26 protein-coding genes are annotated in these 25,205 nt (G+C 47.1%); 25 read left to right on the top strand and 1 reads right to left on the bottom strand.

Annotation, left to right across the window (positions count from 1 at the left end; all coding sequences use genetic code 11):
* Nucleotides 1-18: 18 nt before the first annotated feature.
* The 22 genes from N4J56_RS36210 (at nt 19) to N4J56_RS41610 (ending at nt 21,707) form a co-directional block, all read left to right on the top strand.
* Nucleotides 19-174, top strand: a complete 156-nt coding sequence (locus N4J56_RS36210; RefSeq protein ID WP_317111648.1) for a hypothetical protein — start codon at nt 19-21, stop codon at nt 172-174.
* 44 nt (nt 175-218) lie between these two features.
* Entirely contained in the window at nt 219-1,589 is a 1,371-nt protein-coding gene (locus tag N4J56_RS36205) for an FAD-binding oxidoreductase (RefSeq protein ID WP_317111647.1), read from the top strand.
* Between the two features lie 17 nt (nt 1,590-1,606).
* A complete protein-coding gene (locus N4J56_RS36200) occupies nt 1,607-2,056 on the top strand; it encodes a cupin domain-containing protein (protein WP_039710314.1) in 450 nt (149 codons plus the stop codon).
* Between the two features lie 287 nt (nt 2,057-2,343).
* Nucleotides 2,344-3,042: an alpha/beta fold hydrolase gene (locus N4J56_RS36195; RefSeq protein ID WP_039710313.1), complete on the top strand. Its 699-nt coding sequence runs from the start codon at nt 2,344-2,346 to the stop codon at nt 3,040-3,042.
* 87 nt (nt 3,043-3,129) lie between these two features.
* A complete protein-coding gene (locus N4J56_RS36190; RefSeq protein ID WP_052289143.1) occupies nt 3,130-3,849 on the top strand; it encodes an SDR family oxidoreductase in 720 nt (239 codons plus the stop codon).
* A 20-nt stretch (nt 3,850-3,869) separates the two neighbouring features.
* Nucleotides 3,870-4,559, top strand: a complete 690-nt coding sequence (locus N4J56_RS36185; protein ID WP_106217140.1) for an alternative oxidase — start codon at nt 3,870-3,872, stop codon at nt 4,557-4,559.
* A 63-nt stretch (nt 4,560-4,622) separates the two neighbouring features.
* Nucleotides 4,623-5,102, top strand: coding sequence for a hypothetical protein (locus N4J56_RS36180; RefSeq protein WP_039710310.1), 480 nt, complete (start codon nt 4,623-4,625; stop codon nt 5,100-5,102).
* A gap of 17 nt (nt 5,103-5,119) precedes the next feature.
* On the top strand, nt 5,120-5,311 hold the full coding sequence (locus tag N4J56_RS36175; RefSeq protein ID WP_146139747.1) for a hypothetical protein: 192 nt from the start codon (nt 5,120-5,122) through the stop codon (nt 5,309-5,311).
* 64 nt (nt 5,312-5,375) lie between these two features.
* Entirely contained in the window at nt 5,376-5,711 is a 336-nt protein-coding gene (locus N4J56_RS36170; RefSeq protein WP_317111641.1) for a hypothetical protein, read from the top strand.
* A gap of 229 nt (nt 5,712-5,940) precedes the next feature.
* Nucleotides 5,941-6,081, top strand: a complete 141-nt coding sequence (locus N4J56_RS36165) for a hypothetical protein (protein WP_317111640.1) — start codon at nt 5,941-5,943, stop codon at nt 6,079-6,081.
* A 1-nt stretch (nt 6,082) separates the two neighbouring features.
* Nucleotides 6,083-8,551: a Mu transposase C-terminal domain-containing protein gene (locus tag N4J56_RS36160; RefSeq protein WP_317111638.1), complete on the top strand. Its 2,469-nt coding sequence runs from the start codon at nt 6,083-6,085 to the stop codon at nt 8,549-8,551.
* A 39-nt stretch (nt 8,552-8,590) separates the two neighbouring features.
* Nucleotides 8,591-9,310, top strand: a complete 720-nt coding sequence (locus N4J56_RS36155) for an AAA family ATPase (protein WP_039710306.1) — start codon at nt 8,591-8,593, stop codon at nt 9,308-9,310.
* Nucleotides 9,256-9,705: a hypothetical protein gene (locus tag N4J56_RS36150; protein ID WP_317111765.1), complete on the top strand. Its 450-nt coding sequence runs from the start codon at nt 9,256-9,258 to the stop codon at nt 9,703-9,705. The genes N4J56_RS36155 and N4J56_RS36150 overlap by 55 nt, the downstream gene beginning before the upstream one ends.
* Nucleotides 9,706-9,783: 78 nt before the next feature.
* On the top strand, nt 9,784-10,329 hold the full coding sequence (locus tag N4J56_RS36145) for a helix-turn-helix domain-containing protein (protein WP_317109060.1): 546 nt from the start codon (nt 9,784-9,786) through the stop codon (nt 10,327-10,329).
* Nucleotides 10,330-10,379: 50 nt separating this feature from the next.
* A complete protein-coding gene (locus N4J56_RS36140; protein ID WP_410500594.1) occupies nt 10,380-10,985 on the top strand; it encodes an IS630 family transposase in 606 nt (201 codons plus the stop codon).
* Nucleotides 10,986-11,027: 42 nt separating this feature from the next.
* A complete protein-coding gene (locus N4J56_RS36135; protein WP_317111635.1) occupies nt 11,028-11,678 on the top strand; it encodes a hypothetical protein in 651 nt (216 codons plus the stop codon).
* 676 nt (nt 11,679-12,354) lie between these two features.
* Nucleotides 12,355-13,056 carry a hypothetical protein gene (locus tag N4J56_RS36130; protein ID WP_317111634.1) on the top strand — a complete coding sequence of 234 codons (702 nt, stop codon included), beginning with the start codon at nt 12,355-12,357 and terminating at the stop codon, nt 13,054-13,056.
* Nucleotides 13,057-13,475: 419 nt separating this feature from the next.
* Nucleotides 13,476-19,364, top strand: coding sequence for an AAA family ATPase (locus tag N4J56_RS36125; protein WP_317111633.1), 5,889 nt, complete (start codon nt 13,476-13,478; stop codon nt 19,362-19,364).
* An 8-nt stretch (nt 19,365-19,372) separates the two neighbouring features.
* Complete coding sequence (locus tag N4J56_RS36120; RefSeq protein ID WP_039710300.1) at nt 19,373-20,002, top strand: response regulator; 630 nt, start codon at nt 19,373-19,375, stop codon at nt 20,000-20,002.
* A 223-nt stretch (nt 20,003-20,225) separates the two neighbouring features.
* The gene (locus N4J56_RS36115; protein WP_317111631.1) at nt 20,226-20,783 is read left to right on the top strand and encodes a DsbA family protein; all 558 of its coding nucleotides are present in this window, start codon (nt 20,226-20,228) and stop codon (nt 20,781-20,783) included.
* A gap of 119 nt (nt 20,784-20,902) precedes the next feature.
* Nucleotides 20,903-21,259, top strand: coding sequence for an AraC family transcriptional regulator (locus N4J56_RS36110; protein ID WP_317111630.1), 357 nt, complete (start codon nt 20,903-20,905; stop codon nt 21,257-21,259).
* 91 nt (nt 21,260-21,350) lie between these two features.
* The gene (locus N4J56_RS41610) at nt 21,351-21,707 is read left to right on the top strand and encodes a DUF4278 domain-containing protein (protein WP_410500763.1); all 357 of its coding nucleotides are present in this window, start codon (nt 21,351-21,353) and stop codon (nt 21,705-21,707) included.
* Here the strand turns inward: N4J56_RS41610 and N4J56_RS36105 are convergent.
* Nucleotides 21,605-21,943 (bottom strand): helix-turn-helix domain-containing protein, encoded by a 339-nt coding sequence (locus N4J56_RS36105; protein ID WP_317111629.1) that lies wholly within the window; start codon nt 21,941-21,943, stop codon nt 21,605-21,607. The two genes, N4J56_RS41610 and N4J56_RS36105, sit on opposite strands and share 103 nt — an antisense overlap.
* A gap of 125 nt (nt 21,944-22,068) precedes the next feature.
* On the opposite strand from N4J56_RS36105, the gene N4J56_RS36100 reads away from it, so the two are divergent.
* The 3 genes from N4J56_RS36100 (at nt 22,069) to N4J56_RS36090 (ending at nt 25,157) form a co-directional block, all read left to right on the top strand.
* The gene (locus N4J56_RS36100) at nt 22,069-23,037 is read left to right on the top strand and encodes a zinc-dependent alcohol dehydrogenase family protein (protein WP_410500776.1); all 969 of its coding nucleotides are present in this window, start codon (nt 22,069-22,071) and stop codon (nt 23,035-23,037) included.
* Between the two features lie 287 nt (nt 23,038-23,324).
* Complete coding sequence (locus N4J56_RS36095; RefSeq protein WP_039710337.1) at nt 23,325-24,146, top strand: alpha/beta fold hydrolase; 822 nt, start codon at nt 23,325-23,327, stop codon at nt 24,144-24,146.
* A 282-nt stretch (nt 24,147-24,428) separates the two neighbouring features.
* Nucleotides 24,429-25,157 (top strand): alpha/beta hydrolase, encoded by a 729-nt coding sequence (locus tag N4J56_RS36090; protein ID WP_317111626.1) that lies wholly within the window; start codon nt 24,429-24,431, stop codon nt 25,155-25,157.
* Nucleotides 25,158-25,205 lie beyond the last annotated feature (48 nt).

Below are 25,205 nucleotides of genomic sequence, written 5' to 3'. Positions count from 1 at the left end.
ACTTCAAAGGAGGTATTTATGAGCGATCGCCAAGGAAACAAAAAGCCTCAGTATGCCCTGGGAGCAAGAGTACGGGTATTCTCAGGCGGTCAAAGTTGGGGATACCAAGAAGCAACATATCGAAGCCTGTGTTCTGGAGCCATCAACCCTTTGAGAAATAAGAAAAATAACTAGAACATCGTTGAGTGACTCAACTTACAACATGGAGAAAAGAAACGATGACAATTACGCCTAGTCAGAATAAAACATTGTTCGACGATCTCGCAGCACTGCTCACAGGACAACTTATTTTGCCGGATGACGCGGCCTATGAATCGGTGCGCCAACTCTGGAATGGCAGGGTGAAGACCCGACCCGCTGCGATCGCTCGTTGTTTAACTGTAGAAGATGTTATTCATACGGTTCGCTGGACGCGAGAACATGGATTACCACTTTCGGTTCGAGGAGCAGGACACGAAATTTTTGGGCGATCGCTGCGTGAGAATGGCATAGTAATCGATCTATCTCAGATGAAAACTATTACCGTCGATCCAGTTGCACGCACAGCCCAAGTTCAAAGTGGAGTAACGGCTGGTGAACTGATCGGAGCAGCAGAAAAATACGGATTAGCGACGACTACAGGAACCGTCTCTAGCGTTGGTATGACAGGACTGACTTTAGGAGGAGGCTATGGCTCGCTGCTCGGGGCTTACGGACTAGCTGCCGATAACCTACTATCCGCACAGGTCGTAACCGCCGACGGGCAACTTATCACCGCAAGTGCCGAAGAGCATTCAGACTTGCTTTGGGGACTGCGGGGTGGGGGTGGTAACTTTGGCGTTGTGGTTTCCCTGGAGTATCGTCTGCATTCACTTACGACAGTACTATCGGGGATGCTGCTCTATCCGCTAGAGCAAGCTAGAACCGTGCTCCGCAAGTTTAACGAGTTTATCACCACTGCACCCGATGAATTAACCATCCGGTCTGGATTTCTTCAAACACCCGATGGCGCAACGGCTCTGTTTCTCTCACCCACCTATTGTGGTGCGATCGCAGCAGGTGAGCAGATCGTTGCACCCCTGCGTACCTTTGGTAGTCTGCTGGTCGAGCAGATACAACCCGTTACATATAATGACCTGATTCATCAGTTGGATGTGTTTACCCCAGCAGGTCGCCACTACTACCTTCAAACTCGATCGCTAGCTGGTTTGCAGACTGAGACGATCGATGTGCTGATCGAACAAGGACTGCCCCTTCCTTCCCCGTTTTCGACAATCAACATTCATCACTTTCATGGAGTCGCGAGTCGTGTGGGTGTATCCGAAACTGCTTTTGCGCTGCGTCAGGATCACCTCATGATTGAGATAATCGCCGCCTGGGAAACCCAGTCTCCCGACGAAGAGCAACGGCATCTCCAATGGGCACAGCACATCTCACGCTCCCTTGCACCCTATGCCTTCAAAGGGGGATATATCAATCTCCTGGATCGGGAAGAGCAGGAACGTGTTCCGTTCGCTTTCGGGTCGAACTATGAGCGCTTGCTCGACCTCAAGCGGAGATATGACCCAGATGATATCTTTCATTCGACGATCGGACATCTTACACCCTAATCATTAAGAGCAATTTCATGACACAATCTTTTTGGTTTTTTGGTTCTTACCTGACTATCCTTGCCGATCGCACTACGACCGAAGGTAAATACGATCTGCTCGAAGGCTACTTTCCACCTGGCTCACAGACTCCTCTCCATCGCCACACACGCTATTCTGAACAGCTATACGTGCTGGAAGGAGAGTTCACGGTCTGGGCAGGTGAGAACAAGCTGGTACTCAACACTGGTGAAAGCTTCCTGATTTCGGTTGGTACACCTCACGTCGTCGCCGTAGTTGGCGATCGACCCGCTCATGGGTTGGTTGTTGCTGCGCCCAGTGCCTTTGCTCGATTGATTGCCGCAGTGGGAACGCAGAATCAGACAGAAAAACCGGATATGGCGCTGTTCGATCGCGTTTCTGCTGAGATTGGCGACGAGATTTTGGGACCACCTGGAACCTTACCCTCCGCTGCTACAAAAACGTAGTAAATCCATTGCAGACAGCAAAGCCATTGAATCGAAAGCGATCGCCTTTTTAGGAGCTTGAACGCCGACAGAAGCCGCTATAACTAGATTCTCTTGCTGATGGCTTCAACGTGTATTTCTATCAATCAGCAATAAGGATTTGTGAGTCATGTTAATGTCAAAAACTTTTGGATCAAATCAACAATTCATTAATGCTTGAAGTTGCATTCAATCCATCGATCGCCAATCATCAAAAACCAGGCTTTTCGGGTTCCGTAGATTAGCAATCAACTTAAGGAGTAATCTCTATGTCCAAAACCAAACCTTCGATCGTTCTGGTTCATGGTAGCTGGGCGGATGGTACATCCTGGCAGCATGTTATCCCACTTCTGATACAGGCTGGCTATAACGTGACCGCTGTGCAAAACCCGCTGATTTCTCTTCCAGATGATATTGCCATCACCAAGCGGGCGATCGATGCCCAGCCGGAACCTGTTGTTGCAGTCGGTCACTCCTACGGTGGAGCCGTAATCACGGGCGCGGCGGTTGGCAGCCCGCAAGTGAAAGCCTTGGTTTATATCGCGGGTTGGGCATTAACACCAGGCGACAGCATTAGCCAGTTAATTGGCAAATACCCGCCCCCTCCACTTGTCACAGCAATTGTCCCAGATGCAGGAGGCTTTCTTTACATCGATCGCGAGAAGTTTCACGAGGTCTTTGCTCATGACGTATCGACAGCCGAAGCGCAGGTGCTGGCAGTGGCACAAAAGCCTGCCGCTAGCATCACGTTTGAGCAATCGGTGGAAAGCGCAGCTTGGCAGACCATTCCCTCATGGTATCTCTTAGCTCAGGAAGACCGAGCCATTAACCCTGAGCTTCAGCGATTCATGGCAAGCCGAATCGGTGCCAAAATAACTGAGATTGAAGCAAGCCACGTGTCCTATATCTCTCGTTCCAGAGAGGTTGCCAATTTGATTCTTGAAGCAGCAAGCTCTGCTGTGGAGTAATTCGATCGTCGCGCAATCGTGGCGTATACATTAAAAGATTGTTTTGCAAGTTGCTTAGGACAATCTTCAATTATCGCTTTGGAGGGAATGATGCTACTTCAAGATCGACAGGTTGTCATTATTGGAGCAAGTTCTGGAATGGGACTTGCCACAGCAAAAGCGGCGGCTGAAGCAGGCGCAAAAGTAACATTAGCCGCACGAAAGCAAGATAGGCTAGAACGAGCCGCGATCGGAATCGGACAGGGAGCACAAGCGATCGTTGCCGACATTGGCGACGAACAGGCAATCAAATCGCTGTTTGCCCAAGTTGGAAGTGTAGATCATTTAGTCACGACGGCTGCCGACTTGACGTTTGCACCGATCGAGCAACTCTGTGGTGCTGATGCTCAAAGAGTTGTCACCAGCAAGATTCTCGGACCATTCTACGCGGTCAAACACGCTGCGCCTCGCTTGAGCAGGACGGGTTCAATCACTTTCTTTTCGGGTTTTTCAGCCTGGAAACCCGTTCCTCATACTGCGTTGATTGCGGCGGTTGATGGCGCACTGGCTGCTTTTTGTCGCTCACTCGCAGTCGAGCTTGCACCCATTCGCGTCAATGTCATCGCACCTGGCGTTGTTGAAACTCCCATGTGGCAAGGTGTGCCGGAAGAACAGCGGAAAGCGTTTCTTGCAACCGTGAGCGAACAACTTCCCGTTGGCAGAATTGGGTCACCAGCAGATATGGCAAATGCAGCGCTTTATCTGATGCAGAATAGCTTCATTACAGGAACTGTCTTGCATGTGGATGGAGGACATCAACTCGTTTGATTGATTTGGAGGAAAACAAGATGAAAGTTTTAATTCGAGCGATCGTAAGTTTTTTCGTTTTCGTTGTTGATGTTGTGTATGGCAATCGTTCCTATGCTCGGTTTTATGTGCTAGAAACGATCGCGCGTGTCCCTTACTTTTCCTATCTATCTGTGCTGCATTTGTACGAAACGCTGGGTTACTGGCGCAAAGCAGACTGGTTGAAAGTTCACTTTGCCCAAACCTGGAACGAACTGCATCATCTATTAATCATGGAATCGCTCGGCGGCAATCGACTGTGGATCGATCGCTTTGTTGCGGAACACATTGCAGTTGCATACTATTGGATTGTCGTGCCGCTCTACATGGCGTTACCTAAGTATGCCTATTACTTGATGGAACTGATCGAGAATCATGCTTATCACACCTACAATGGCTACTTGAACGAACATGGAGCAAAACTGAAAGCGCAACCTGCTCCCCAAGTTGCAATCGACTACTACCGAGATGGCGATCTTTATATGTTTGAAGAAGTTCAGACGACACTCGGTTCCACCTTTCGCCATCCTCATGTCGATACTCTCTATGACGTATTTGTCAACATTCGTGATGATGAATGTGAACACGTAAAAACGATGGTGGCACTTCAGCAACCGGATGCGCGACTCACTTTCAAAAGTCCTCATACTTTAGTAAAAGTGGTTGCAACTAGCACAAATGACACAAATTGATTTCAGTGACTAAACGCGGTCGCATTTGTCAAAGTAATAGTAATTCGAGCGGAGGGTAAAGAAATGACGCTCACAGCTACAAAACCAACTACTCAAGTTGAAACGCTTGCCAAGCTCTATCTAGAAGGCAAGCCAGCCGAAATTTCTGATGAAGCGATCGCGCAACTCTGTGATTGGTTAATGACGGAATTCCAGCAATTGCCGCTGAATCTACAGTTCTCAAGCTATATGCGTTACGCAGATGCCAAAGAGATGTTTGCGGATATTGAGCGAGGACAACTTTGGGTCGCTGCCGATAGCTATGATTCTACAATTTATCCTAATCCAATCTATGGCTTTATTTTTCAAGGAATGCACGACTACGACCACTACTTAAGCGACACAGATTTCAGCTTAGAAGGAGAAATCGCGGCTTATCACTTCACCGCAAAGCGAGTCCCCAGCTTGGAGATTCAGAAGATTCTTTACTCTGAAATTGTATTGCGATCGGCTGCCTATCTCTATCTTGGACATGCAGCAGTTCCTAAGATTGTATTTCCGTAATGATTTCAAAAAAATCTTTGATTTCAAGAGATGAACTCACGGGAATGATGACTTACACCAATGCACAACTGCGTAGCATCCTGAATGGGTTGGGATACACGAACCAAGATGAAATGGCTGATGCAACCTTTCCGTTATCACTCAATGATAGCCCGTTAACGAATTCACAACTTGTACAGGCAATCCAGAAGTTCCAACTCGATCGTTAGCTTGAAGTCAATGGAATGCTGGACTCAATGACCCTGACCGCAATTCATAGCAATTCTCGATTGTGTGGATGACATTTGTAGGGGCGCACAGCTGTGCGCCCCTACCTGGCATATATTTCACCCAATTGAAAACCGCTATCAAAGAGTGATGCAAACCTCGATCGGCGACCTCAAGCAAGCCAATCATACTGATATTCTTCTGGAGCGCCTCCTGTATGACGCAACGACGATCGCGGTTGTCAAGTTTGTTCTACAGCGACTTCCAGTGGATGGCATTGCATCGAATTCAATGCGAGAGGCACTGACTAAGCGGCAAATGCAAAGTTTACAACCGCTTCCCCACGCATTCCAAAATCCCGTGAATTCAATCTTTCTACATCACGGTGACAGAGATTGGTAGGAGGATTCATCTACCCGACTTGATCGATGTCTTCATTTTTCAGTTCTCTATACTCAATCGGGTTCTAATGCACAAATGTCCTTGCCGTTCTTACCCGCTATTGCGGCACTTTCGGCACCATCAAGTCTACTGGTTTTGCCCACACTGCTAGGCAGCGATGCCCATTCTATCTGAAGCAACCCACAGCACTAAAGCGTGATACACACAAACACTCAAATAGGAGAAAATTGTGAAAACACGAATCAGACGATCGGTATTACTCCTCAGTCTACTTACTTTTGTTTCAGCCCATTTTGCTTTGCCTACTGCTGCGGATTCGACGGCTGATTCGATCGTTGTCACGATCGAATCGATCGCACTTCAATGTTGATATGAGTATGCTTAGCGATCGCCATCGAACTGATGCACAACGCTGGTATTCCGCTTCTGAATTGTCCGGGCTTCCTGGAATGCCTGCTGCTTCCCATAATGTCACGCGCAAAGCCAAACTCGAAGGCTGGAAATCACGCCCACGTCAAGGACGCGGGGGCGGCAACGAGTATGCTCATTACAGTCTGCCTGCGATCGCTCAAACTGCGTTGAACGAAAGCAACGATCGAGGGAAGATAGCTCAAACCGCACTGCCTCCAACGATAACAGATCGCTCGATCGCAACAGCCCAATCACCTCGCCGTGAATTAAGACCACAACTGAAACCAACAATCAACGATCGCACCGATGCTTGGTTGGCAATTCTGAGACTGTATGAGACTGAGATCGACCATGCCCATTTCAAAACCCATTTGGAACGAGATGTTGCATTCGTTGATGCTTACAATCAACGACAATTAGAATTACCTAATTGGGTTTATGCGATTCTGCCCAAACTCTCCCGCAGTTCGCTGAAAGCCAAGCAAAAATTACGTCAGACTGCCGATCGAATCACAGCCCTCGGCGGCAAGTATGGTCATCGTCGCGGCACAGGCAAAATTGATGCAGACTTCGATCTTCAAGCTGCAATTAAAACTTGCCTCACCACAGGCGGAAAACATTGGGGCGCAAGCCAAATCTATGAAATCTTGCAGCTTGAATTTGGGTTGGAACCCGATCGGGTTTCACTCGGTCAATTGCGCGATTGGTTACGGCGATTTCGCTTACAACATCCACAGGAGTGGGCATTGTATCTGACTCCAGATCGCGCCAAAGGATTAGTTAGTCCAGCCTTTGGATCGAGATCGCAATCGGTGTTCTACCCGAATCATGTCTGGGAGATTGACTCGATGCGAGTGGACATCAATTGTAAGACGGAAGTGGCTGAAACGGTGCAACTGACTCGCGCCTTTGTCATTGCTTGCGTTGATGTCTTCACTCGCCGTGTGATGTTGTACGTCACCCAACATTCCAATGCGGAAGCCGTTTGCTTGATAATTGCGGCTGCCATTCTGAAGTGGGGCGTTCCCGAACAAATTCGCACGGATCGTGGCAAAGAATATCTCAGTCGTCGCGTTCAACGCTTTCTTGCAAATTTGGGAGTTGATACCGAGGATTTACGCTGCTTACCCGGACATCCCGAACAAAAGCCGTTTGTCGAACGCTTCAATCGCACCTTTCAGCATCGTGATTTAGTCAAAAATCCTTTCTTCTTGGGTCACAATGTCAGCGATCGCCAAACCTTACGATCGTCAGAGAATCGTCCTGCGATTGAACTAGCAATGTCGATCGACGAATTTCAGCAATGGTGCGATCTCTGGTGCGTCAAATATGAGCAGCGATCGCATGGACGACCCGGCATTGGATTGGAAGGTAAATCTCCGCTCGAAGTGCTGTCAGAAGCAACGGGTCAAGGTTGGATACAGCGCACAATTCAAAATCCGCGTGAACTCGACTTCCTGATGATGGCAGCACCTGGGAAATCGGCAATGCGAAAAGTGGGGCGACAGGGCATTTCGGTAAGAGGTCGGCTCTATGTTGCCGCAAAACTATCAACCTGGATTGGTAGATACGTCTATGTTTGCTTCGATCCAAACGAGCCTCGCACTGTCTATGTCTACAACAGTGCCGAGTTAACTGAATTTATCTGCCAAGCTGTGTGGCGACAAGCAGAAGATATCGATCTCGCGGCGATCGCAAATCAAGCTAGACATCTGTATGAAGTTCTGCTGCGCTCCGTGAACCAAATTCGCAAACGAGGAAAAGCCTTGCTGCACAAATTAGCAAGCGATCCGTATCTGCCGATTGGTCAGACAGCTCAATCGCTCTTGCAAATCATTCAATCCCAAATTCACGATTATCCTGCAATTCAAGCCATAACCGAGGCAATCGCGGCAGCTGATTCCTCTTCAGAAGATCTCCCCCTAGCAATCGACCTCGAAACCTATCATCACGAACTACAGCGATTGGAGGCAGAATCTGAAAAACAAGCTATTCAGCAAGAGCAACAGCGATCGCACCAGCAACAACTGGAAGAGTTAGTCGCTTGTTGGCAACAACAGCAAATTCTTCCTGCCCTGGAACCGAGTAAGTTGGAGAAATTAATCCAGCATTTGTCCTTACCTGAAGGACAAGGTTTTCTCACGGCTGTGACGATATCGCCATCAGAAGAACAGCGATTTCGGGATTGGCTCACAGGTGAGGCGATCGCACCCGTTGCGATTGTGGATTGCCGCTCTCTGTTAGAAACTGCTCTTGCCCAATGGCGAACCCAACAAGAGATGTCATGGGAAGACAAACAAAGCCTCCTGCACTACATTAGAGAACCTGAAGGATTAGGAGTGCTGAGAGCGTATACCAACGCTTCAGAAGAGCAGCACTTTCAAACCTGGTTAGAGCAAGGACAACGATCGTCATGCGTCTCGAATTGATTCACAACAACATCACAACAACATTTGAAAATCAGAACCATGCGATATAAGATTGTCACTACGAAGAATATTGTCAGTTTATCGAGCGGCTTTCAAGAATCCCAAAGACGCGAACCAGGGATTCCTAGGATGGGCTTGATTTATGCTCCAACTGGCTTTGGTAAAACCACCGCAGCAGCTTGGCTGGTGAATCGGGAGAACGGCATTTACGTGCGGGCAGTCTCATTATGGTCGCCCACCACAATGCTAATGGCGATTCTAGCAGAATTATCCATCGCACCCCCTCGCTTTCCAGCCCAAATGTTGCAGGCGATCGTCGCTCAAATGAAGCTGAGCCAACGCCCGCTATTTATTGATGAAGCCGATTATTTGTTGCACAATCCGCGCATGATCGATGCAGCACGCGACATTCACGATCGAGCCGAACTTCCCGTGTGGCTGGTTGGTTCGCAGAAACTGGAAAAACAGATTGCTCAGCGCAAAATTGTCGCAGGACGGATCTCCCAGTGGGTTAAATTTTCGCCCTGTGACTTGGAAGACACCCAACGGTTAGCCAAGGAACTGTGTTTAGTCGAGGTGCAAGTTGACCTGCTCGAACGATTGCACCAAGCTGCTAAAGGTAGTATTCGCTCGATCGCAGTCGGACTCAGTCGCATCGAAGCATTTGCCAAAGTGCAGCGGTGGAACGAGATCGATGCCAAACAGTGGGCGGAACGCCCATTCTTTTTCACGCGGCAAGTAGACTATCAGGAGGAGTAGAGCGATCCGATTCGCTTGCATCTGGGTTATCCGTTGCGCTAATTGCTCACACACAACTGTTCGCTCTGCGAGCGAGGTTTTGGGTTGCGATCGAGCGGCTCAACTACACAAACTTGACGATCGCAATGAATATTAAACGTCGAGAGCCTGCCTGCCAAACTCTGGTAGGCGTGTTCTTCTGCACGCAATTACCAAGTGAAATTCCGGCTTGGATCGAGATTGAAGCTCGCGTGGCTGAACCAGGCTACTACGGTCAATTCGATTGGCAGAACGATCACATTCAAGGGTTACTGGCTCAATCCGTCGATTTTATCGAAGAAGTTCTACCCGCCTATCTTTCATCCTTGGGTTTTGAAGGAGTCGGTGCTGTGGAATGGAGAACAATCGATATCTGAGGTTTATTCAAGCACGCTAGTAGAGCTTGGCGTAAATTCGGCTATGCTTGATAGGTTCTCCTGAATAAGTCAAGCGCCTTGCCGAAATCAGCCCCTAAACCTCTGACGTTAGATGAAACCGCACGTCAACAACTCAAACAATTAGTAGCTCGACATCGCACCCCCCAACAAATCGCCATGAGAGCCGAAATCATTCTGCTGGCAGACGAGGGATACAATCACAGGGAGATTGCCAGCAGGCTGAATATCAGTCGGGACATGGCAAGGTTATGGCGAGAACGATGGTTAACCTTAAGCGAGAAAGATTTGCCTGTAGAGGAACGGTTGCAGGATGCGGAACGTCCGGGAACCCCTGCAACATTTAGCCTGGAACAAATGCTGCAATTGTTTGCTTTAGCCTGTGACAAGCCAGAAACCTACGGGCGACCCATCAGTCATTGGACACCGAGAGAACTGGCAGATGAACTGGTCAAACAGGGAATTGTAGAGCGGATCTCGCCTCGGCATGTGGGACGATTATTAGAGGAAGCGACGCTCAAACCACATCAGTCCGGTTACTGGTTGAATCCCCCCCCGACCCTGCGTTCGACGACAAAGTCACCGTCATCTGCGATACCTACTTGAGTGCCTCAGAACGAGCCAAGGCAGGAGAACGAACCATTAGTATTGACGAAATGACCGGAATTCAAGCGCTGGAGCGGAAAGCCAAAAACCTGCCGATGCGACCAGGCAAGCGAGAACGACAGGAGTTTGAGTACATTCGCCACGGCACCCAAACCTTGATTGCTAGTTTCGATGTTGCCAGTGGACAAGTGATTCATCCAACCGTTGGAGAGACTCGCACCGAGGCAGACTATCTCACCCATATCCAACAAACCCTGGCAACGGCTGCCGATGCTTCCAAATGGCACCTAGTGATGGACTGCTTAAACATCCATCAATCAGAATCGTTAGTACGGTTTGTCGCTCAAGTTGAACAAATCACTGATGACCTGGGGATTAAAGGCAAGCAGGGCATTCTCAAATCCATGCACACTCGCGCTGCTTTTTTGAGTGATCCGACCCACCGAATTGTGTTTCACTTCACTCCCAAGCATTGTTCCTGGTTAAATCAGATTGAAATCTGGTTCAGTATCTTAGTACGGAAGCTACTCAGGCGAGCCAGTTTTACCACTCAAGCTGATTTGAAAGCGCGTATCCTTGAATTCATTACCTATTTCAACCATACGATGGCAAAACCATTCCAGTGGACATATAAAGGTAAGGCACTGGCTGCTTAACGGTAGGCGTATTTCCGCCAACCTCTACTAGAGGTTCTAATCATGATCGCGGCGATCGCTGCAACTTTCGAGCAGCCCGACGAGTTTTATCAACAACCGTGTTGGCTTGATGTGTGGCTTGCAACTTATGATGGCAACCAACTCGCCTTTTGGAGCCACCTAAATGAAATCGAAGCTGCCCTATTGCTCTCTCACTTGGAAAGTGCAGGATTCCTGCATCGCCTTGGCAATTCCTCTCCAGTTGAAAGCGATAGTCGCACTCCGACTCGATTTCAAGTACATCCTACCTACTATTCAGAACTGAAATTCTACCGCCTCAACTCTAAACCGCCAGTGCCAGGGGTTAAAAAGGCTAAACCCGTTCGACATACCCCCCGCTTTCGGACTGCACTCCAGCGTATCTGGACGAGTATGAGGATTTTGCAAACGTTTAGTATCGGTCAACTACAAGCCTGCTCGGATGCGAGCAATGAGGTGGTGCGAACCGTGGTGACTCAGCTTTATCAGCTCAACTATGTCCAACTGAAGCATTACTGCCATCCGTATTTTGCCGGCAATGAAGATATCTATCAACTCATCCGCGATACTGGAACCAAAGCACCTTTCTTATGCACGGATGGAATCCTCTATGATTCTAATACTCATTGTATTTATCAAACTGAAGGGAAAGCAAAACGCCCAAGCAAGACATAGACTTGCAGAAGTTTTTACGTTCTGGGCAGTAGAATGCACAGTTAATACCAAGGAATCTTGGCAGCAGGGTTTATTTCTGCACTAGAGGGCGTTGAACCAGATAGAAAAAGATAGAGTTATGGATAGTCTTGGAAACGGACAGATAGAGTTAGCGATAGGGTTAAGTCACGTTTGTTAGATTTATTTAGTTGAATTACACCTATAAACGCTGCCCCTGTATAGGAAACCGGCAATAGGAGAAGCGATCGTGCTGCTGCAGAACAATTTCACATCGAACGAAATGTCAGGCATTTCCAGCCACTTGATTCGAGTGGTTTGCAGAATAATTAATTTGCCAAAAGCACTGTCAGTTCGAGATTGCAGCGATTAAAGGCTAAGTGCCACAAGCTCGATCGAAGATAGGGATCGATATAGATTCGGATCTCAATTTAAATCGATCCCTACAGGGATATCAGAGTTTTGGCGCTACGATGGCGCAACTCTGAGAATTTACCAACTTCAATCGGGAGAATATCGGGAAGTATCGACTAGCCCTACATTCGACTGGTTACAGAAAGAAGTATTTTATCAATTTTTGGCACAATGCCGTACTCAAGGAGAAGCAAATGCCAATCGGCAACTGAGATCCTTGGTGCAAGCACAACTAGCAAAATTGTCCGAATAGACCCAATTGACCATGCAAGCGATCCAACTGGAACTTGACTTATGGAATAACTTGTCAGCCGCCGCCGCCGCTCCACTTGCTGCTAACATGAACCAACTGTGGCAGGATTTGTCAGTGGCGATAACTTCGTTAAGCTTCGCTAACGCACCTCTACCACAGCAATTACAATTGGCGATCGTTCCCGAAGCCATCTTGAAGATAGCCCAAATTCATGCCGAGCGCGCCCAATCCCTGCTAGATGGCTGGGAAGCAACCCATGAATGTGATGACGAACCGATTTTAACCGAAGATATACTGGCTCCACTACTGCGTCAAACAATGACGTTAGATTTAGATGCATTGCTAGAGCCACCACCACTATACCCGCGCTCCTCCCACTCAAATTCTCAATCGGTTGCAGGTGTGGTAGATAAAGCAGCTGTGTTGAATGCATTGGATGAAATGGCAGCCGATCGCTTGGATGAAGATCCAGGACTAGTAGCACACGCGGAAGATATCTCTGTTTGGGTAAGGGCGATCGCCGAGTATTTTAGCAGCAGACAGGTACAAAACCTACCAATGGTCGAGTTGGTACAGAATGTACAATATCCAGCCCCACAGCAACCGGAATCTGGATCGCAATTGGTTAAGACTTGGATGGCATTGTTGTTGGGGGGATTTAGGCTAGACCAGCAAGAATTCTACAATGCGGATAGTATTGAGGTTTGGTACTAATAATCCTGTTACGATTGTCGAAATCGATTTAAATTGAGATCTCAAACCCTTCGCGATCGAAGATACAATTTTATTTCACATATCTTGCAAAGCATGTCACACTTTTATTAGACAGAGGATTTTATCACTTTAGATTTTGGCTACAATTAGTTGAACGAAAAGTTGATTTTATTACTCGGTTTCAACGCGATAAGCAGCGTGTTCTAGACCAAGAACCGCCGTTTTCATGAATTGTGCCCTCATTGGAGAAAATGTAGCGGTGCAGAATCCTGCCTCACTCCAAATCATAGAGGTTGAACTGTTGAGCAGAGCCAGCAGCAAACAAATTTGCCCAATTGTTCTATTTTTGGGAGTTTGGCAAACGACACGAACAATATACTTTATGATACAAGTGATGACACTCATCGGCAGAGAGTTGTATGATTGCCCTACCTGGAGTCGCCATCGATAGCAAAATCTATGAGAGTGCGGCATCTGTTGTGTATCGGGGCATCAGAGAGCAAGACGGGCAGGCGATCGTCGTTAAACTGCTCAAGCAAGACTATCCCTCGCCTCAAGAATTAACCCGCTACAGACAGGAGTATGAAATTACCCGCTCTCTGAATCTCCCAGGAGTTGTCAAGGCATACAGCCAACAAAACTATCAACGCACGCTCGCTATTCTCTTAGAAGATTTCGGGGGAGAATCTATCGAAAGATGGATGCGGCAGCGTCCAGAAGGATTCTGCCCCATGCCCTTATCCAATTTCTTTCGATTAGCCATTGACATTACAGAGATTCTAGGCAAAATCCATGCCGCTCATGTGATTCATAAAGATATCAATCCTAGCAACATCGTCCTGAATCCCAATACAGGCGTGGTTAAAATCATTGATTTTGGGATTGCCACCCGCTTCAGCCGCACCAATCCAACGTTTAAAAGTCTCCATCTTCTGGAAGGAACCCTTGCCTACTTATCTCCAGAGCAAACCGGACGCATGAACCGGATGCTCGACTACCGCACCGATTTTTACTCGCTTGGTGTGACATTCTACGAACTTTTAACTGGACAGCTACCGTTCCCGACAGCGGACATACTAGAGCTAGTTCATTGCCATATTGCCAAATCACCCGTTCCGCTTTACGAATTGAATGCAGCGATCCCCAAAGCAGTTTCAGACATCATCATGAAATTGATGGCGAAAAATGCGGAAGACCGCTATGGGAGTGCTTGGGGAATTAAGGCAGATTTAGAAATCTGCGATCGCCAATTTGCCCTCATCGGTCAAATCGATTGCATTCAATTAGGTCTTCAAGATATTTCGGAGCAGTTTCACATTCCCCAAAAACTGTATGGACGAGAAGCCCAGATTAAAGCGTTATTAGCGGCGTTTGACAGAGTAGCCGCAAGGGGAAATGAAGCAAATTCTCCACAATTCAATGTCGAAATGATGTTGGTTTCTGGTTACGCGGGAGTAGGCAAATCAGTATTGGTGCAAGAACTCTACAAACCCATTACGGCAAAGCACGGCTATTTTATCTGGGGTAAGTTTGACCAATTTGGGCGTAATATTCCCTATAGTGCGATTGTTGATGCTCTAAAAAAATTGGTACAGCAATTATTGGGGGAACCAGACGAGCAAGTGCAACAGTGGCGATCGCGTCTGCTCGCAGCTTTGGGAAGCAACGGGCAGATGATCGTTGATGTTATCCCTGAAATTGAGTTAATTATTGGCAAGCAGCCACCCGTACCAGAAGTTGGAGCAACCCAAGCTCAAAATCGCTTCAATCGAATCTTTCAAAATTTTGTGCGGGTGTTTTGTTCAAAAGAACATCCCCTGGTTATCTTTTTAGACGATCTACAGTGGATCGACTCCGCGACGCTGAAGTTAATCGAGTTAATCTTACTCGACGAGCAAGCCCAATATCTATTTTTGATTGGAGCCTACCGAGATAATGAAGTCATTCCAACGCATCCACTAGTATTAATGCTGGAGAAACTCAGAAAACAAGGAGCAGTGCTTCAGGAAATAATCCTGACACCCTTAACGCTAGAACCGTTGAGTCAATTAATTGCCGAGACGCTACATTGCAATATTGACACCGTTCGTTCCCTTACCCAATTAGTGTCACGTAAAACCGAGGGCAACCCTTTCTTCTCATGTGAATTTTTGCGAATGCTGTATAGCGAAAATCTATTGACATTTGATGCCGATCGCTTATGCTGGCAGTGGGATATTGCCCAGATTGAAGCTCAAGACATCACTAACAATGTGGTAGAGTTGCTGCTACTCAAACTGAAGAAACTGCCAGAAGAAACACGGCAAATTCTCAGCTTAGCCGCTTGCGTTGGCTCTGAATTTAATTTAGAAACTTTGGCGATCGCTTGTGAAAAATCGCCGCCAGCAATTTCTCTAGATTTACTAGCTGCAATACATGCTGGATTAATTCAACCTCTATCTGAATTAGACGAAAACTTGTTAGTTCAAGACTACAAGTTTTTGCACGATCGCGTGCAGCAAGCAGCCTACGCCTTAATTGATGAGTCGCACAAACAAGTGGTTCATCTGCAAATCGGTCGCAATTTGCTTGAAAAGACATCGCCAGAGCAGCGAGCAGAGCGGTTGTTTGAAATTGTTGACCATTTGAATTTTGGAACCGAGTTAATCATTGAGCAATCTGAACGGCATGAGATTGCCAAACTGAATTTGCAAGCAGGTCAGAAAGCGCTAGCAGCGACGGCTTATGAAGCAGCTTTCAAGTATTTCAATACAGGACTTAAACTCCTTGATGTGGAAAGTTGGCAGCGTGAGTATGACCTAACTTTGGTGTTGCATTCAGAGGCAGCAGAGGCAGCATACCTCAGTGGTCACTTTGACGAAATGGAGCGGCTTGCAGAAGCAGTGCTCAACCGTGCGAAGACAGTGCTAGACACCGTGAAAGTTTACGATAGCAGGATTCAAGCATGGATGTCGTGGGGAGAACCTAAAGAAGCCCTTAAAACTGGCTTGGAAGTGCTGCAACGCTTAGGAATTAGTTTAGTGGAAGCTCCAAGTCAGTTAGATGTTCAAGCAGGATTAGAGGAAACCGCTTCACGATTGGCTGGGCGGGAAATCGAAGATTTGATCGATCTGCCAGAGATGACTGAACCTGTGCCACTGGCAGCAATCTACATTTTAGTAGGCATATATAGTCCGGCTTTTATTTCGGCACCCGCTCTGATGGTGCTGATTATATGCAAGATAGTGAATTTATCGATCGCCCATGGAAACGCTATCTGGTCGCTGCTTGGTTATGTTGGCTATGGCATGATCCTATGTGGCGTTGAACAAGACTTTGAACTGGGCTATCGATTTGGCAAATTATCCTTAAATTTAGCGAAACGATCGAATAACAAGAGAGGTAATTGCAAAGCATTGATGATGGTGAGTATCCATATCATTCCCTGGAAAGACCACCTTAAAGAAACCTTCCCTGGTTTAGCTGAGGGTTATCAAAGCAGTATAGAAAGTGGAGAGTTTGAATCTGCGGGTTATTGTGCATTAAACGTATGTTATAACTCCTTTTTTGCAGGACACGAACTGACAGAACTGGAACAACAAACAGCGATTTATCGTAAAGCCACCCATCAAATTAGACGAGAGATTCCTGCCACCTACCTGGCAATGTTGCAACAAACAATCATTAACCTGCGAGGTCAATCTGAAAACCCAAGTCGCTTAGTGGGTTGTATCTATGACGAAGAGCAAGCACTGTCATTGGCGATCGCGGCCAAGGATGGAACTGGCCTTCACTTCTTTTACTCAAATAAGCTGATTTTATGCTACCTGTTCGGGGAGTATGAGCAAGCTGCAAAAACGGCTACTTTGGCAGAACCGTATTTAAGCGCAGCCACATCATTATTCTCTGTAGCTCTATTTCATTTCTATGACTCCCTAATCGTTCTGAGCTTGTGGGCAAATGCTTCAAGCTCTGAAAAAGCACCCTGGTTGAATCGCGTTAATGCCAACCAAGAAAAGATGCAAAAATGGGCAGAACACGCCCCAATGAATTTTTTGCACAAATACCATTTAGTCAAGGCAGAGAAAGCGCGAGTCTTAGGGCAATTTCTTGAGGCTGAAGAGTTTTATGAACAAGCGATCGCAGGTGCTGCTGAACATGAGTTTATTCAGGAAGAAGCATTAGCTTATGAATTAGCAGCTAAACATTATCTGGCGCGAGGTCGAGAAAAGATTGCCCAGACTTACATGAAAGAGGCGCACTATTGCTACGATCGCTGGGGCGCAATAGCTAAAGTTAAAGATTTAGAAAAACGCTATCCACAACTGCTCAACACCAACCTGGTTCGGCAATCGAATCCAATCGTGACCGATGAAACGATCTGTCATCCAACTGCGGCGATCGATCTGGCTGCGGTGATGAAAGCGGCTCAAGCCCTTTCAGAAATAATCCATCTCGATCAATTGATTGCCACGTTGATGCAAGTGGTGATAGAAAATGCCGGAGCCGAAACAGGCGCTCTGGTGCTCCTAGAAGACGATCGACTCACTGTGGTGGCTCAATGCAGTGGGAGTAGACAGTGCGACCTGGAAAAGATTGCTGTTGCTGGTTGTGCAACGATTCCTATCTCCGTCATTCACACGGTAGAGCGCATTCAAGAAACTGTGGTGTTTGATGATGCAGTCAACAAATCGTCTTTTTTGACTGATCCTTACATTCAAAATCAACAGACGCGATCGCTCCTTTGTATGCCAATTCTCAAGCAAAGTCAACTGATTGGTATCCTTTATTTGGAAAACAATCTCAGTACCGGAGTGTTTACCAGCAATCGCTTACAAGTTCTCAACCTATTGATTGCTCAGGCAGCAATTTCACTAGAAAATGCTCGACTGTATCAGCAGTTAGAAAACTATGCCGAAACCCTGGAAAGGAAAGTAGAAGAGCGAACCCAAGCCTTACAGCAAGAGATCGCTGAGCGCAGACAAACTGAAGCCACATTGCAGCGCAGTGAAGCCAAGTTTCGCAACATTTTTGAAAACTCACAGGTCGGTATCTTCCGCGCTTGCCTCTCGGATGGATTAATTCTCGATGCGAATCAATGCTTTGCGAATCTATTTGGCTTCGATTCACCGGAAGAGGTGATTGGGATTCTGCATGGTGTTGACTGTTATGTAAGTCCCCGCGATCGCTCCTCAGCGATTGAATTACTCAACCGCGATGGTCAATTGCAGAACTTTGAAGTGCAGTTGCGAAGACGGGATGGCACATTGTTTTGGGCACTTTACTCGGCTCGTCCGAGTGTTGCCGATGAATGTGTGGAAGGCGTGATTGCGGACATTAGCGACCGCAAGCAAGCAGAAGCAGCATTGCAAGCCTCTGAAGCAGAACTGCGAGCGCTCTTTTCAGCCATTCCCGATCCGCTGTGTATCTTCACTGCCCAAGGGCAATTGATTTGTGCAATTCAAGGAAATCCGTCCTATGGAGAGGAGTATACTGGCAAAACAGTGCATCAACTTTATGCTAAAGAACAAGCTGATGAATTTCTGCATTACATTCAGCAGGCGGTGAGAACTCAACAAGTCCTCACCGTTGAATACAGTCAATGGATCGCTGGACGAGAAATCTGGTTTTCGGCTCGCATTGCCCCGATTCAGCACGAGCAGGTGATTTGGCTGGCACGAGATATTACGCTGCAAAAGCAAGCAGAAGTAGCCTCGATTTTGTCAGAACGTAACCGCATGGCACGCGAGATTCACGACACACTCGCTCAGGCGTTTACAGGCATTCTGGCTCAGGTGGGAGCTGCAAACCAGGTGCTAACAGACGATTTAGAAGCAACTGGGGCACATCTAGACCTGATTAAAGAATTAGCACGAACTGGACTGGTTGAAGCGCGGCGATCGGTCGTTGCACTCCGTCCTCAGCTTTTGGAGTCGGGCAGTTTACAGAGCGCTCTCCATCGTCTCATTGCTCAAACCAGGGCTGCCGCAACGGATACTACCTTGTACTATGAGATCGAGGGTGCAGTGTATGCTCTACCCACTGAAGTCGAGAGTAACCTACTGCGGATGGGGCAGGAAGCCTTAACCAATGCGATTAGACACGCCAATGCTGATGAAATTCGAGTGGAGCTAATCTACGATCGCGATCGAGTTTGCTTGCGTGTGAAAGACAATGGACAGGGCTTTGGAGTTGGGAGTATTCAATCCTCTGATGGTTTTGGCTTATTAGGCATGAGCGAACGGGCAGAGCGCATCGGCGCACAACTGACGATTGGGAGTCAACCTGGGCGAGGAACAGAGATTATTGTCACCGTCAGTCGGGAGTGAGCATCACGATGAGTCGAGCTACTACAATTCGGGTTCTGATTGCAGACGATCATGCCATTTTTCGGCAAGGATTAGCCACGATTATTAGTCGTGACCCAGATATGAGTGCGATCGCGCAAGCCGAAAATGGGTTCCAGGCGATCGCCTTATTTCGCCAACACCAACCAGATGTGACGCTGATGGATCTGCGAATGCCTGAAGTTGATGGAGTTGAAGCGATTACTGCCATTCGCGCCCAATCTAAATCGGCTCGGATTATTGTCCTGACAACGTATGATAGTGACGAAGATATCTATCGGGGATTGCAGGCAGGAGCAAAAGGATACCTGTTGAAAGAAACTGAACCTGACGAGCTGCTGAATGCCATTCGTACCGTTCATCGGGGTCAGCAGTATATTCCGCCTGATGTGGGAGCAAAGTTGGTACAGCGAATGAGCAATCCAGAATTGAGTGAAAGAGAACTGGCGGTACTCCGTTCAATGGCACAGGGGATGAGTAATGCCGAGATTGCGGCTGCTTTGATTATCGGTGAAGGCACGGTTAAATCTCATGTGAATCGGATTTTGAATAAGTTAGATGTGAGCGATCGCACCCAAGCTGTGATTGTTGCCGTTAAACGCGGCATTGTTAATTTATAGGGTGTACTTTCGATTGAAATCGGATTCTAACTTGAGTTATAACCAGCCTTCTACTCCACGATGGCATGGTTGCTCTATCAATATATACTGTAAAAATTTTAACTTGCTATAGACGACAGCTTGAAGGCGATCGCCTATATTGAATTTATAGCAAACAGTTATGCAATCAATGAACTCACGCAAATAAATTGCAAGGTTCCGTGCTTGATGCAGATGTATAAAAATGAACGACGCTCGTAACCACAGTACCTTGCTTGTACCACCTTCAACCCAAGATTGGATGCAAGGTGTGCCGAGTGCCAAGGTAGTGCTGGTGATGTATGGAGACTATCAATGCTCTAGAAGTGCGGAGGTTTACAAGCTGATTAAAGCGATTGGACGAGAGCTTAGTGCTTCTTTTGGAGAGGATTATTTATGCTTTATCTTCCGTCATTTTCCGCAAATACAGATTCATCCTCATGCTCAACGGGCAGCCCAAGCCGCCCAAGCCGCCGCTGTCCAGGGTCAGTTTTGGCAGATGCACGATCTGCTATTCAAGCATCGACAAGAGTTAGGAAACGGCTATCTTGTCGAGTACGCCAACGATTTAGGACTTGATATCTCGCAGTTTCTCAAAGATTTTTCTAAACAAGTGCATGTCGCCCGCATCAATGAAGAGATCGAAGGCGGAATACACAGTGGAGTAACGACTGCCCCAGCCCTATTTATCAATAACATTCGGTATACTGGGCGCTGGAACACGACCCAGTTGATGACAGCCATGATTGCTGCCAGTCATTAAACTCCCCGATCTTTGCTCCCAATTTAGATTTGACTTGTTTATTAGTGCTGGTAAGCTATCTCATGCGCGATCGCTATCTTTTGCCTGTTTTGTTGAACAAGATTGCCAATTTTTGAACCATGCTAACAATTACAACGCCAACAATTGAATTCAAGAACAGAGGCTTAACGCACACCCAATTGCAGCAAGCGATTGACTATATTCACACTCACATTGACCGAGATTTGTCACTGATTGAACTTGCCAGCACGATCAATATCAGCCCGACTTACTTTGCCAGTTTATTCAAACAGACTACAGGAATTTCTCCGCATCAGTACGTGATTCAACAACGGGTGGAACGGGCGAAATCGATGTTATCGAAAACGGATTTAACCATTGCTGATATTGCTTTCCAAACTGGGTTTTCCAGTCAAAGCCATTTGAACCAACAGTTTAAGCGATTTACTGGCATGACACCAAAGCAGGTGCGCTAATCGTAAGAATTTAATAAAACATTGTAAGAATCACCAAAGCAGTCAAGCATTAAAACTGAGTACGCCTTAGAAGAAATTAGGACAATGAAAGATGAAATTAATCTATCGTGGTGTTACCTACGAGTGTCACCCTTCTGAAACTTCAAAGCACCCATTTCAGAAAGTCCGATCGCTCTTAACGACGGAAATTCCAGACAGTTTAGCCGTTCATCAGTCGATCTATCGCGGTGTGACCTACGTTCGCGCTCACACCTTCGCAGACAACCTTTGCAACTCAACCGACCATATTGAAGCGTTCCGGTGCAGCGCGGTTGTTGGGCTGCGCTTTAACTTGCACGTAAGCTACTATCTATATTCTTCTAGCTCATCAATAATATCCAGAATTTCAACGAACCGAGAGCCAAAGGCAGTCAACTTATACTCCACGCGGGGCGGAATTTCTGGATAAGCAACTTTCTCGACAATACCAAAGTTGACAAGATCTACTAATCGCTCATTCAAAACCTTAGTTGTCAATCCCTCAGTTGCACGAGTCATTACTCCTGGACGGTTGATACCTTGACGAATTAAGCGTAAAACTTCCAGCATCCATTTACAACCAAGAGTATGCTCCACGATATGAGCCACAGTTGGTTGAGAAGCAGAGATTTTTTTTGGCAAGCTACGGGATTGTGATGACTGCATTTGCGACTGAACAGTAACTACCTTACCAGATGGTGCTGACTTGCGGGACAAGAGAGAACCACCATACATTGAGTGATATTGAAATACCTTTACCGTTGATTCTAAAGCAAGGATGGTTAGCAGAGATGGAATGTATGAAAGCAGCCGTACTGACAACATTTGGTGGTGCTGAGAGTTTTGAGATTCAAACTGTACCCAAGCCAATACCAAAACCTAATCAGGTTCTAGTAAGGGTGTGTGCAACATCGATCAATCCAGTTGATTATCAGACTCGCCGTGGTGACTACAAAGACTTGGTTCGATTACCAGCAATTATCGGAGTTGACATTTCAGGGGTTATCGAGACAGTTGGAGAGTCAGTGACAGACTTTGAGGTAGGAAACGAAGTTTATTACTCGCCGCAGATTTTTGGAGAATCTGGCAGCTATGCTCAATATCATGTTGCTGATGCAAGGATTGTTGCGCTTAAGCCTTCTAACTTGTCGCACATTGAAGCAGCGTGTTTTCCTCTTGCAGGAGGAACGGCTTGGGATTGTCTAGTGACGAGGGGCAATCTTCAAGTTGGGGAATCAGTTCTAATTCATGCGGGTGCTGGTGGCGTTGGTTCTATTGCAATTCAACTTGCAAAAGCGATGGGAGCCTATGTTTTTACAACATGCAGTTCTAAAAATTTCGATTTTGTTAAAGAACTTGGCGCAGATCGAGCCATTGATTACAAAAACGAAGATTACGCGGAAGTTATTTATCAGGAAACAGATGAGCTAGGTGTTGATTTAGTTTTGGATACGATCGGTGGGCAAACAATCCAGCGTAGCCCAGAAATTATTCGCCCATTCGGCAGGCTTGTGAGTATTGTAGACACTGAAACGCCGCAATCACTCATCGAAGCATGGGGCAAGAATCTGACTATCCATTTTGTTTTCTCCCCACAGTACCGAGCAAAATTAGATGCTTTGACAAAGCTAATCGAGCGCACTCAGCTTCGCCCCATCATTGATTCAACGCTGTCTTGGGATCGGATAATTCAAGCACATCAGCGTCTAGAGCAGGGAGGGACGAAGGGGAAAATTGTGCTGGAATTTACCAAAAGTTAGACTATCCTCACCGAGTACTTTAAATCGTCACCTGAAAAATAGTCCCAAGTAGCACAAATTCAAATATTAGCAAATACCTTGTGGCTACCGCCTTCACCAAGAACTGAAGCAGCCCAACACTGATTATCTGGAGTCAACAAACAGGAAGCAGTCTAGTCAAAGCCCTCTAATATAGTAATTTAAGCATTTTACAAAAGGACATCGAAGCAAATTCGATGTCCTGTAGGAATTCAATGCTCGTTGAAACAGAAGGAAAGCACTACCCAAATTCAAATGGAGATCGCACTATGAACAGGCTTAACTTCAGGAACAGCATCCGCCTGCTTTTGATTGTCACTCTCTTTCTAGGAACTCTTACCATCACTTCTCTAGGAGCGATCGTGAGTACTGCAAATGCACAAGTTAACAAGCCCACGATCGTGTTCGTTCATGGTGCATTCGCCGAGTCTTCTAGTTGGAACGGTGTATTGACGAAGCTGATCGCGAAAGGTTATCCGACGGTTGCTGTGGCTAATCCTCTGCGCGGCGTTAAGAGCGACGCCGATTATGTTGCCAGCGCCCTTAAAGACATCAACGGACCCATCGTGCTGGTTGGGCATTCTTACGGAGGCTCGGTAATTACCAATGCCGTCAATGGTAACAGGAACGTGAAAGCACTGGTCTACGTTGCTGGCTTCGCTCCTGATGCGGGCGAGACTGCCATTGAACTCTCAGGACGTTATCCGGGCAGCACACTCGGACCAACACTCGCGCCACCAGTTAAACTGCCCGATGGTGGTAAAGACCTGTATATTCAGCAGAACAAGTTCCACGCCCAGTTTGCTGCGGATGTGCCTGCTAACGACGCGAAGCTGATGGCTAGCACCCAGCGTCCGATTACGGAAGCCGCGCTGAACGAAGCCTCCGGTGCGCCTGCATGGAAATCTACCCCGTCCTGGTTTATTTATGGCGATCGCGACTTGAACATTCCTCCAGCGGCACTGTCTTTCATGGCGAAGCGAGCTAACTCCAAAGAGACCGTTGTTGTGAATGGCGCGTCCCATGTTGTGATGGTTTCCCATGCAGATGCCGTTGCCAAGCTCATCGATCGTGCTGCAACTGCGCCATAGACGAGGCATAAACGCATCCGACTACAAGCATTTTCTTCTAATTAGTACTTGAATCTAATGGCATTGACAGAAGGAGAAACAGAATGATACTTCAGGGTGAAGTTGCTGAGTTGCTGAAAACTTGCTTATCCGGTACAAGTTGGTGAAATCGATCGCGTGGAATTAATAGACGGGAAGCGTTCTACTCAATGATCGAGTGCTGAGTTGGCAAAGTCTTCGGTTAGTTTGAGTTTGTGCTGAAGGTCAATATTAGAACGCTGAATCACTTTAAGGAGCAATTCTATGTCAACTTTTGTCTTGGTTCACGGCGCATGGCACGAGGGTTCTGCTTGGAACGAAGTGATCGAACAGCTAGAAGCGAAAGGGCATCAAGCGTTTGCTCCCACGATCGCAGGTCATGGCAAAGGCGTGAATAAGAACGTTAACCATGCTCAATGCACACAATCGATCGTCGATTACATTGTGGACAAGGACTTAACCGATATTGTTCTCTTAGGTCATAGTTTTGCCGGAACAATCATTCCGAAAGTTGCCGAAGCAATTAGCGATCGCATTCGACGACTCATCTTCTTAGATGCTTTTGTCCTCAACGATGGTGAAAGCCTCAGAGATAGCCTTCCGCCGCACTATCAAGCGTTATTTGACTCTCTAGCTAGAGAATCGGACGATCATACGCTGGTGATGCCGTTTGAGATGTGGCGAGAAGTACTTCTCAATGATGCTGACCTCGAACTGGCTCGATCCAGTTACGCACAACTATCACCCCAAGCGTATCAACCGTGGATTGACAAGTTGGACTTGAAGCAGTTTTACTCGCTGCCTATTCCTAAAAGTTACCTCTACTGTACAGAAGATAATGTCCTCCCTCAAGGCGAACAGTGGGGTTGGCATCCGAGAATGTCCAGTCGCTTGGGGCTATTTCGGCTTGTACAAATGCCCGGTAGTCACGAAGTAATGTTTTCTAACCCGATCGGTTTAGCAGAAAAGATTATTGTGGCAGGGCGCGACTAGCAGCAGAATTTACAATCGCCAACCCACTCATGTCGCCGTCATTCAACA

This window comes from Chroococcidiopsis sp. SAG 2025 (assembly GCF_032860985.1).
Classification (GTDB): Bacteria; Cyanobacteriota; Cyanobacteriia; order Cyanobacteriales; family Chroococcidiopsidaceae; genus Chroococcidiopsis.
The sequence above is the reverse complement of the archived record's forward strand: the minus strand, read 5'-3'. Positions and strand labels throughout refer to the sequence as shown.

Excerpts from the sequence above, each read along its gene's own strand:
- N4J56_RS36210 (WP_317111648.1), top strand. The coding sequence starts at position 19 with ATGAGCGATCGCCAAGGAAACAAAAAGCCTCAGTATGCCCTGGGAGCA.
- N4J56_RS36205 (WP_317111647.1), top strand. The coding sequence starts at position 219 with ATGACAATTACGCCTAGTCAGAATAAAACATTGTTCGACGATCTCGCA.
- N4J56_RS36200 (WP_039710314.1), top strand. The coding sequence starts at position 1,607 with ATGACACAATCTTTTTGGTTTTTTGGTTCTTACCTGACTATCCTTGCC.
- N4J56_RS36195 (WP_039710313.1), top strand. The coding sequence starts at position 2,344 with ATGTCCAAAACCAAACCTTCGATCGTTCTGGTTCATGGTAGCTGGGCG.
- N4J56_RS36190 (WP_052289143.1), top strand. The coding sequence starts at position 3,130 with ATGATGCTACTTCAAGATCGACAGGTTGTCATTATTGGAGCAAGTTCT.
- N4J56_RS36185 (WP_106217140.1), top strand. The coding sequence starts at position 3,870 with ATGAAAGTTTTAATTCGAGCGATCGTAAGTTTTTTCGTTTTCGTTGTT.
- N4J56_RS36180 (WP_039710310.1), top strand. The coding sequence starts at position 4,623 with ATGACGCTCACAGCTACAAAACCAACTACTCAAGTTGAAACGCTTGCC.
- N4J56_RS36160 (WP_317111638.1), top strand. The coding sequence starts at position 6,083 with ATGAGTATGCTTAGCGATCGCCATCGAACTGATGCACAACGCTGGTAT.
- N4J56_RS36155 (WP_039710306.1), top strand. The coding sequence starts at position 8,591 with ATGCGATATAAGATTGTCACTACGAAGAATATTGTCAGTTTATCGAGC.
- N4J56_RS36140 (WP_410500594.1), top strand. The coding sequence starts at position 10,380 with ATGACCGGAATTCAAGCGCTGGAGCGGAAAGCCAAAAACCTGCCGATG.
- N4J56_RS36135 (WP_317111635.1), top strand. The coding sequence starts at position 11,028 with ATGATCGCGGCGATCGCTGCAACTTTCGAGCAGCCCGACGAGTTTTAT.
- N4J56_RS36130 (WP_317111634.1), top strand. The coding sequence starts at position 12,355 with ATGCAAGCGATCCAACTGGAACTTGACTTATGGAATAACTTGTCAGCC.
- N4J56_RS36125 (WP_317111633.1), top strand. The coding sequence starts at position 13,476 with ATGATTGCCCTACCTGGAGTCGCCATCGATAGCAAAATCTATGAGAGT.
- N4J56_RS36120 (WP_039710300.1), top strand. The coding sequence starts at position 19,373 with ATGAGTCGAGCTACTACAATTCGGGTTCTGATTGCAGACGATCATGCC.
- N4J56_RS36115 (WP_317111631.1), top strand. The coding sequence starts at position 20,226 with ATGAACGACGCTCGTAACCACAGTACCTTGCTTGTACCACCTTCAACC.
- N4J56_RS36110 (WP_317111630.1), top strand. The coding sequence starts at position 20,903 with ATGCTAACAATTACAACGCCAACAATTGAATTCAAGAACAGAGGCTTA.
- N4J56_RS41610 (WP_410500763.1), top strand. The coding sequence starts at position 21,351 with ATGAAATTAATCTATCGTGGTGTTACCTACGAGTGTCACCCTTCTGAA.
- N4J56_RS36105 (WP_317111629.1), bottom strand. The coding sequence starts at position 21,943 with ATGCAGTCATCACAATCCCGTAGCTTGCCAAAAAAAATCTCTGCTTCT.
- N4J56_RS36100 (WP_410500776.1), top strand. The coding sequence starts at position 22,069 with ATGGAATGTATGAAAGCAGCCGTACTGACAACATTTGGTGGTGCTGAG.
- N4J56_RS36095 (WP_039710337.1), top strand. The coding sequence starts at position 23,325 with ATGAACAGGCTTAACTTCAGGAACAGCATCCGCCTGCTTTTGATTGTC.
- N4J56_RS36090 (WP_317111626.1), top strand. The coding sequence starts at position 24,429 with ATGTCAACTTTTGTCTTGGTTCACGGCGCATGGCACGAGGGTTCTGCT.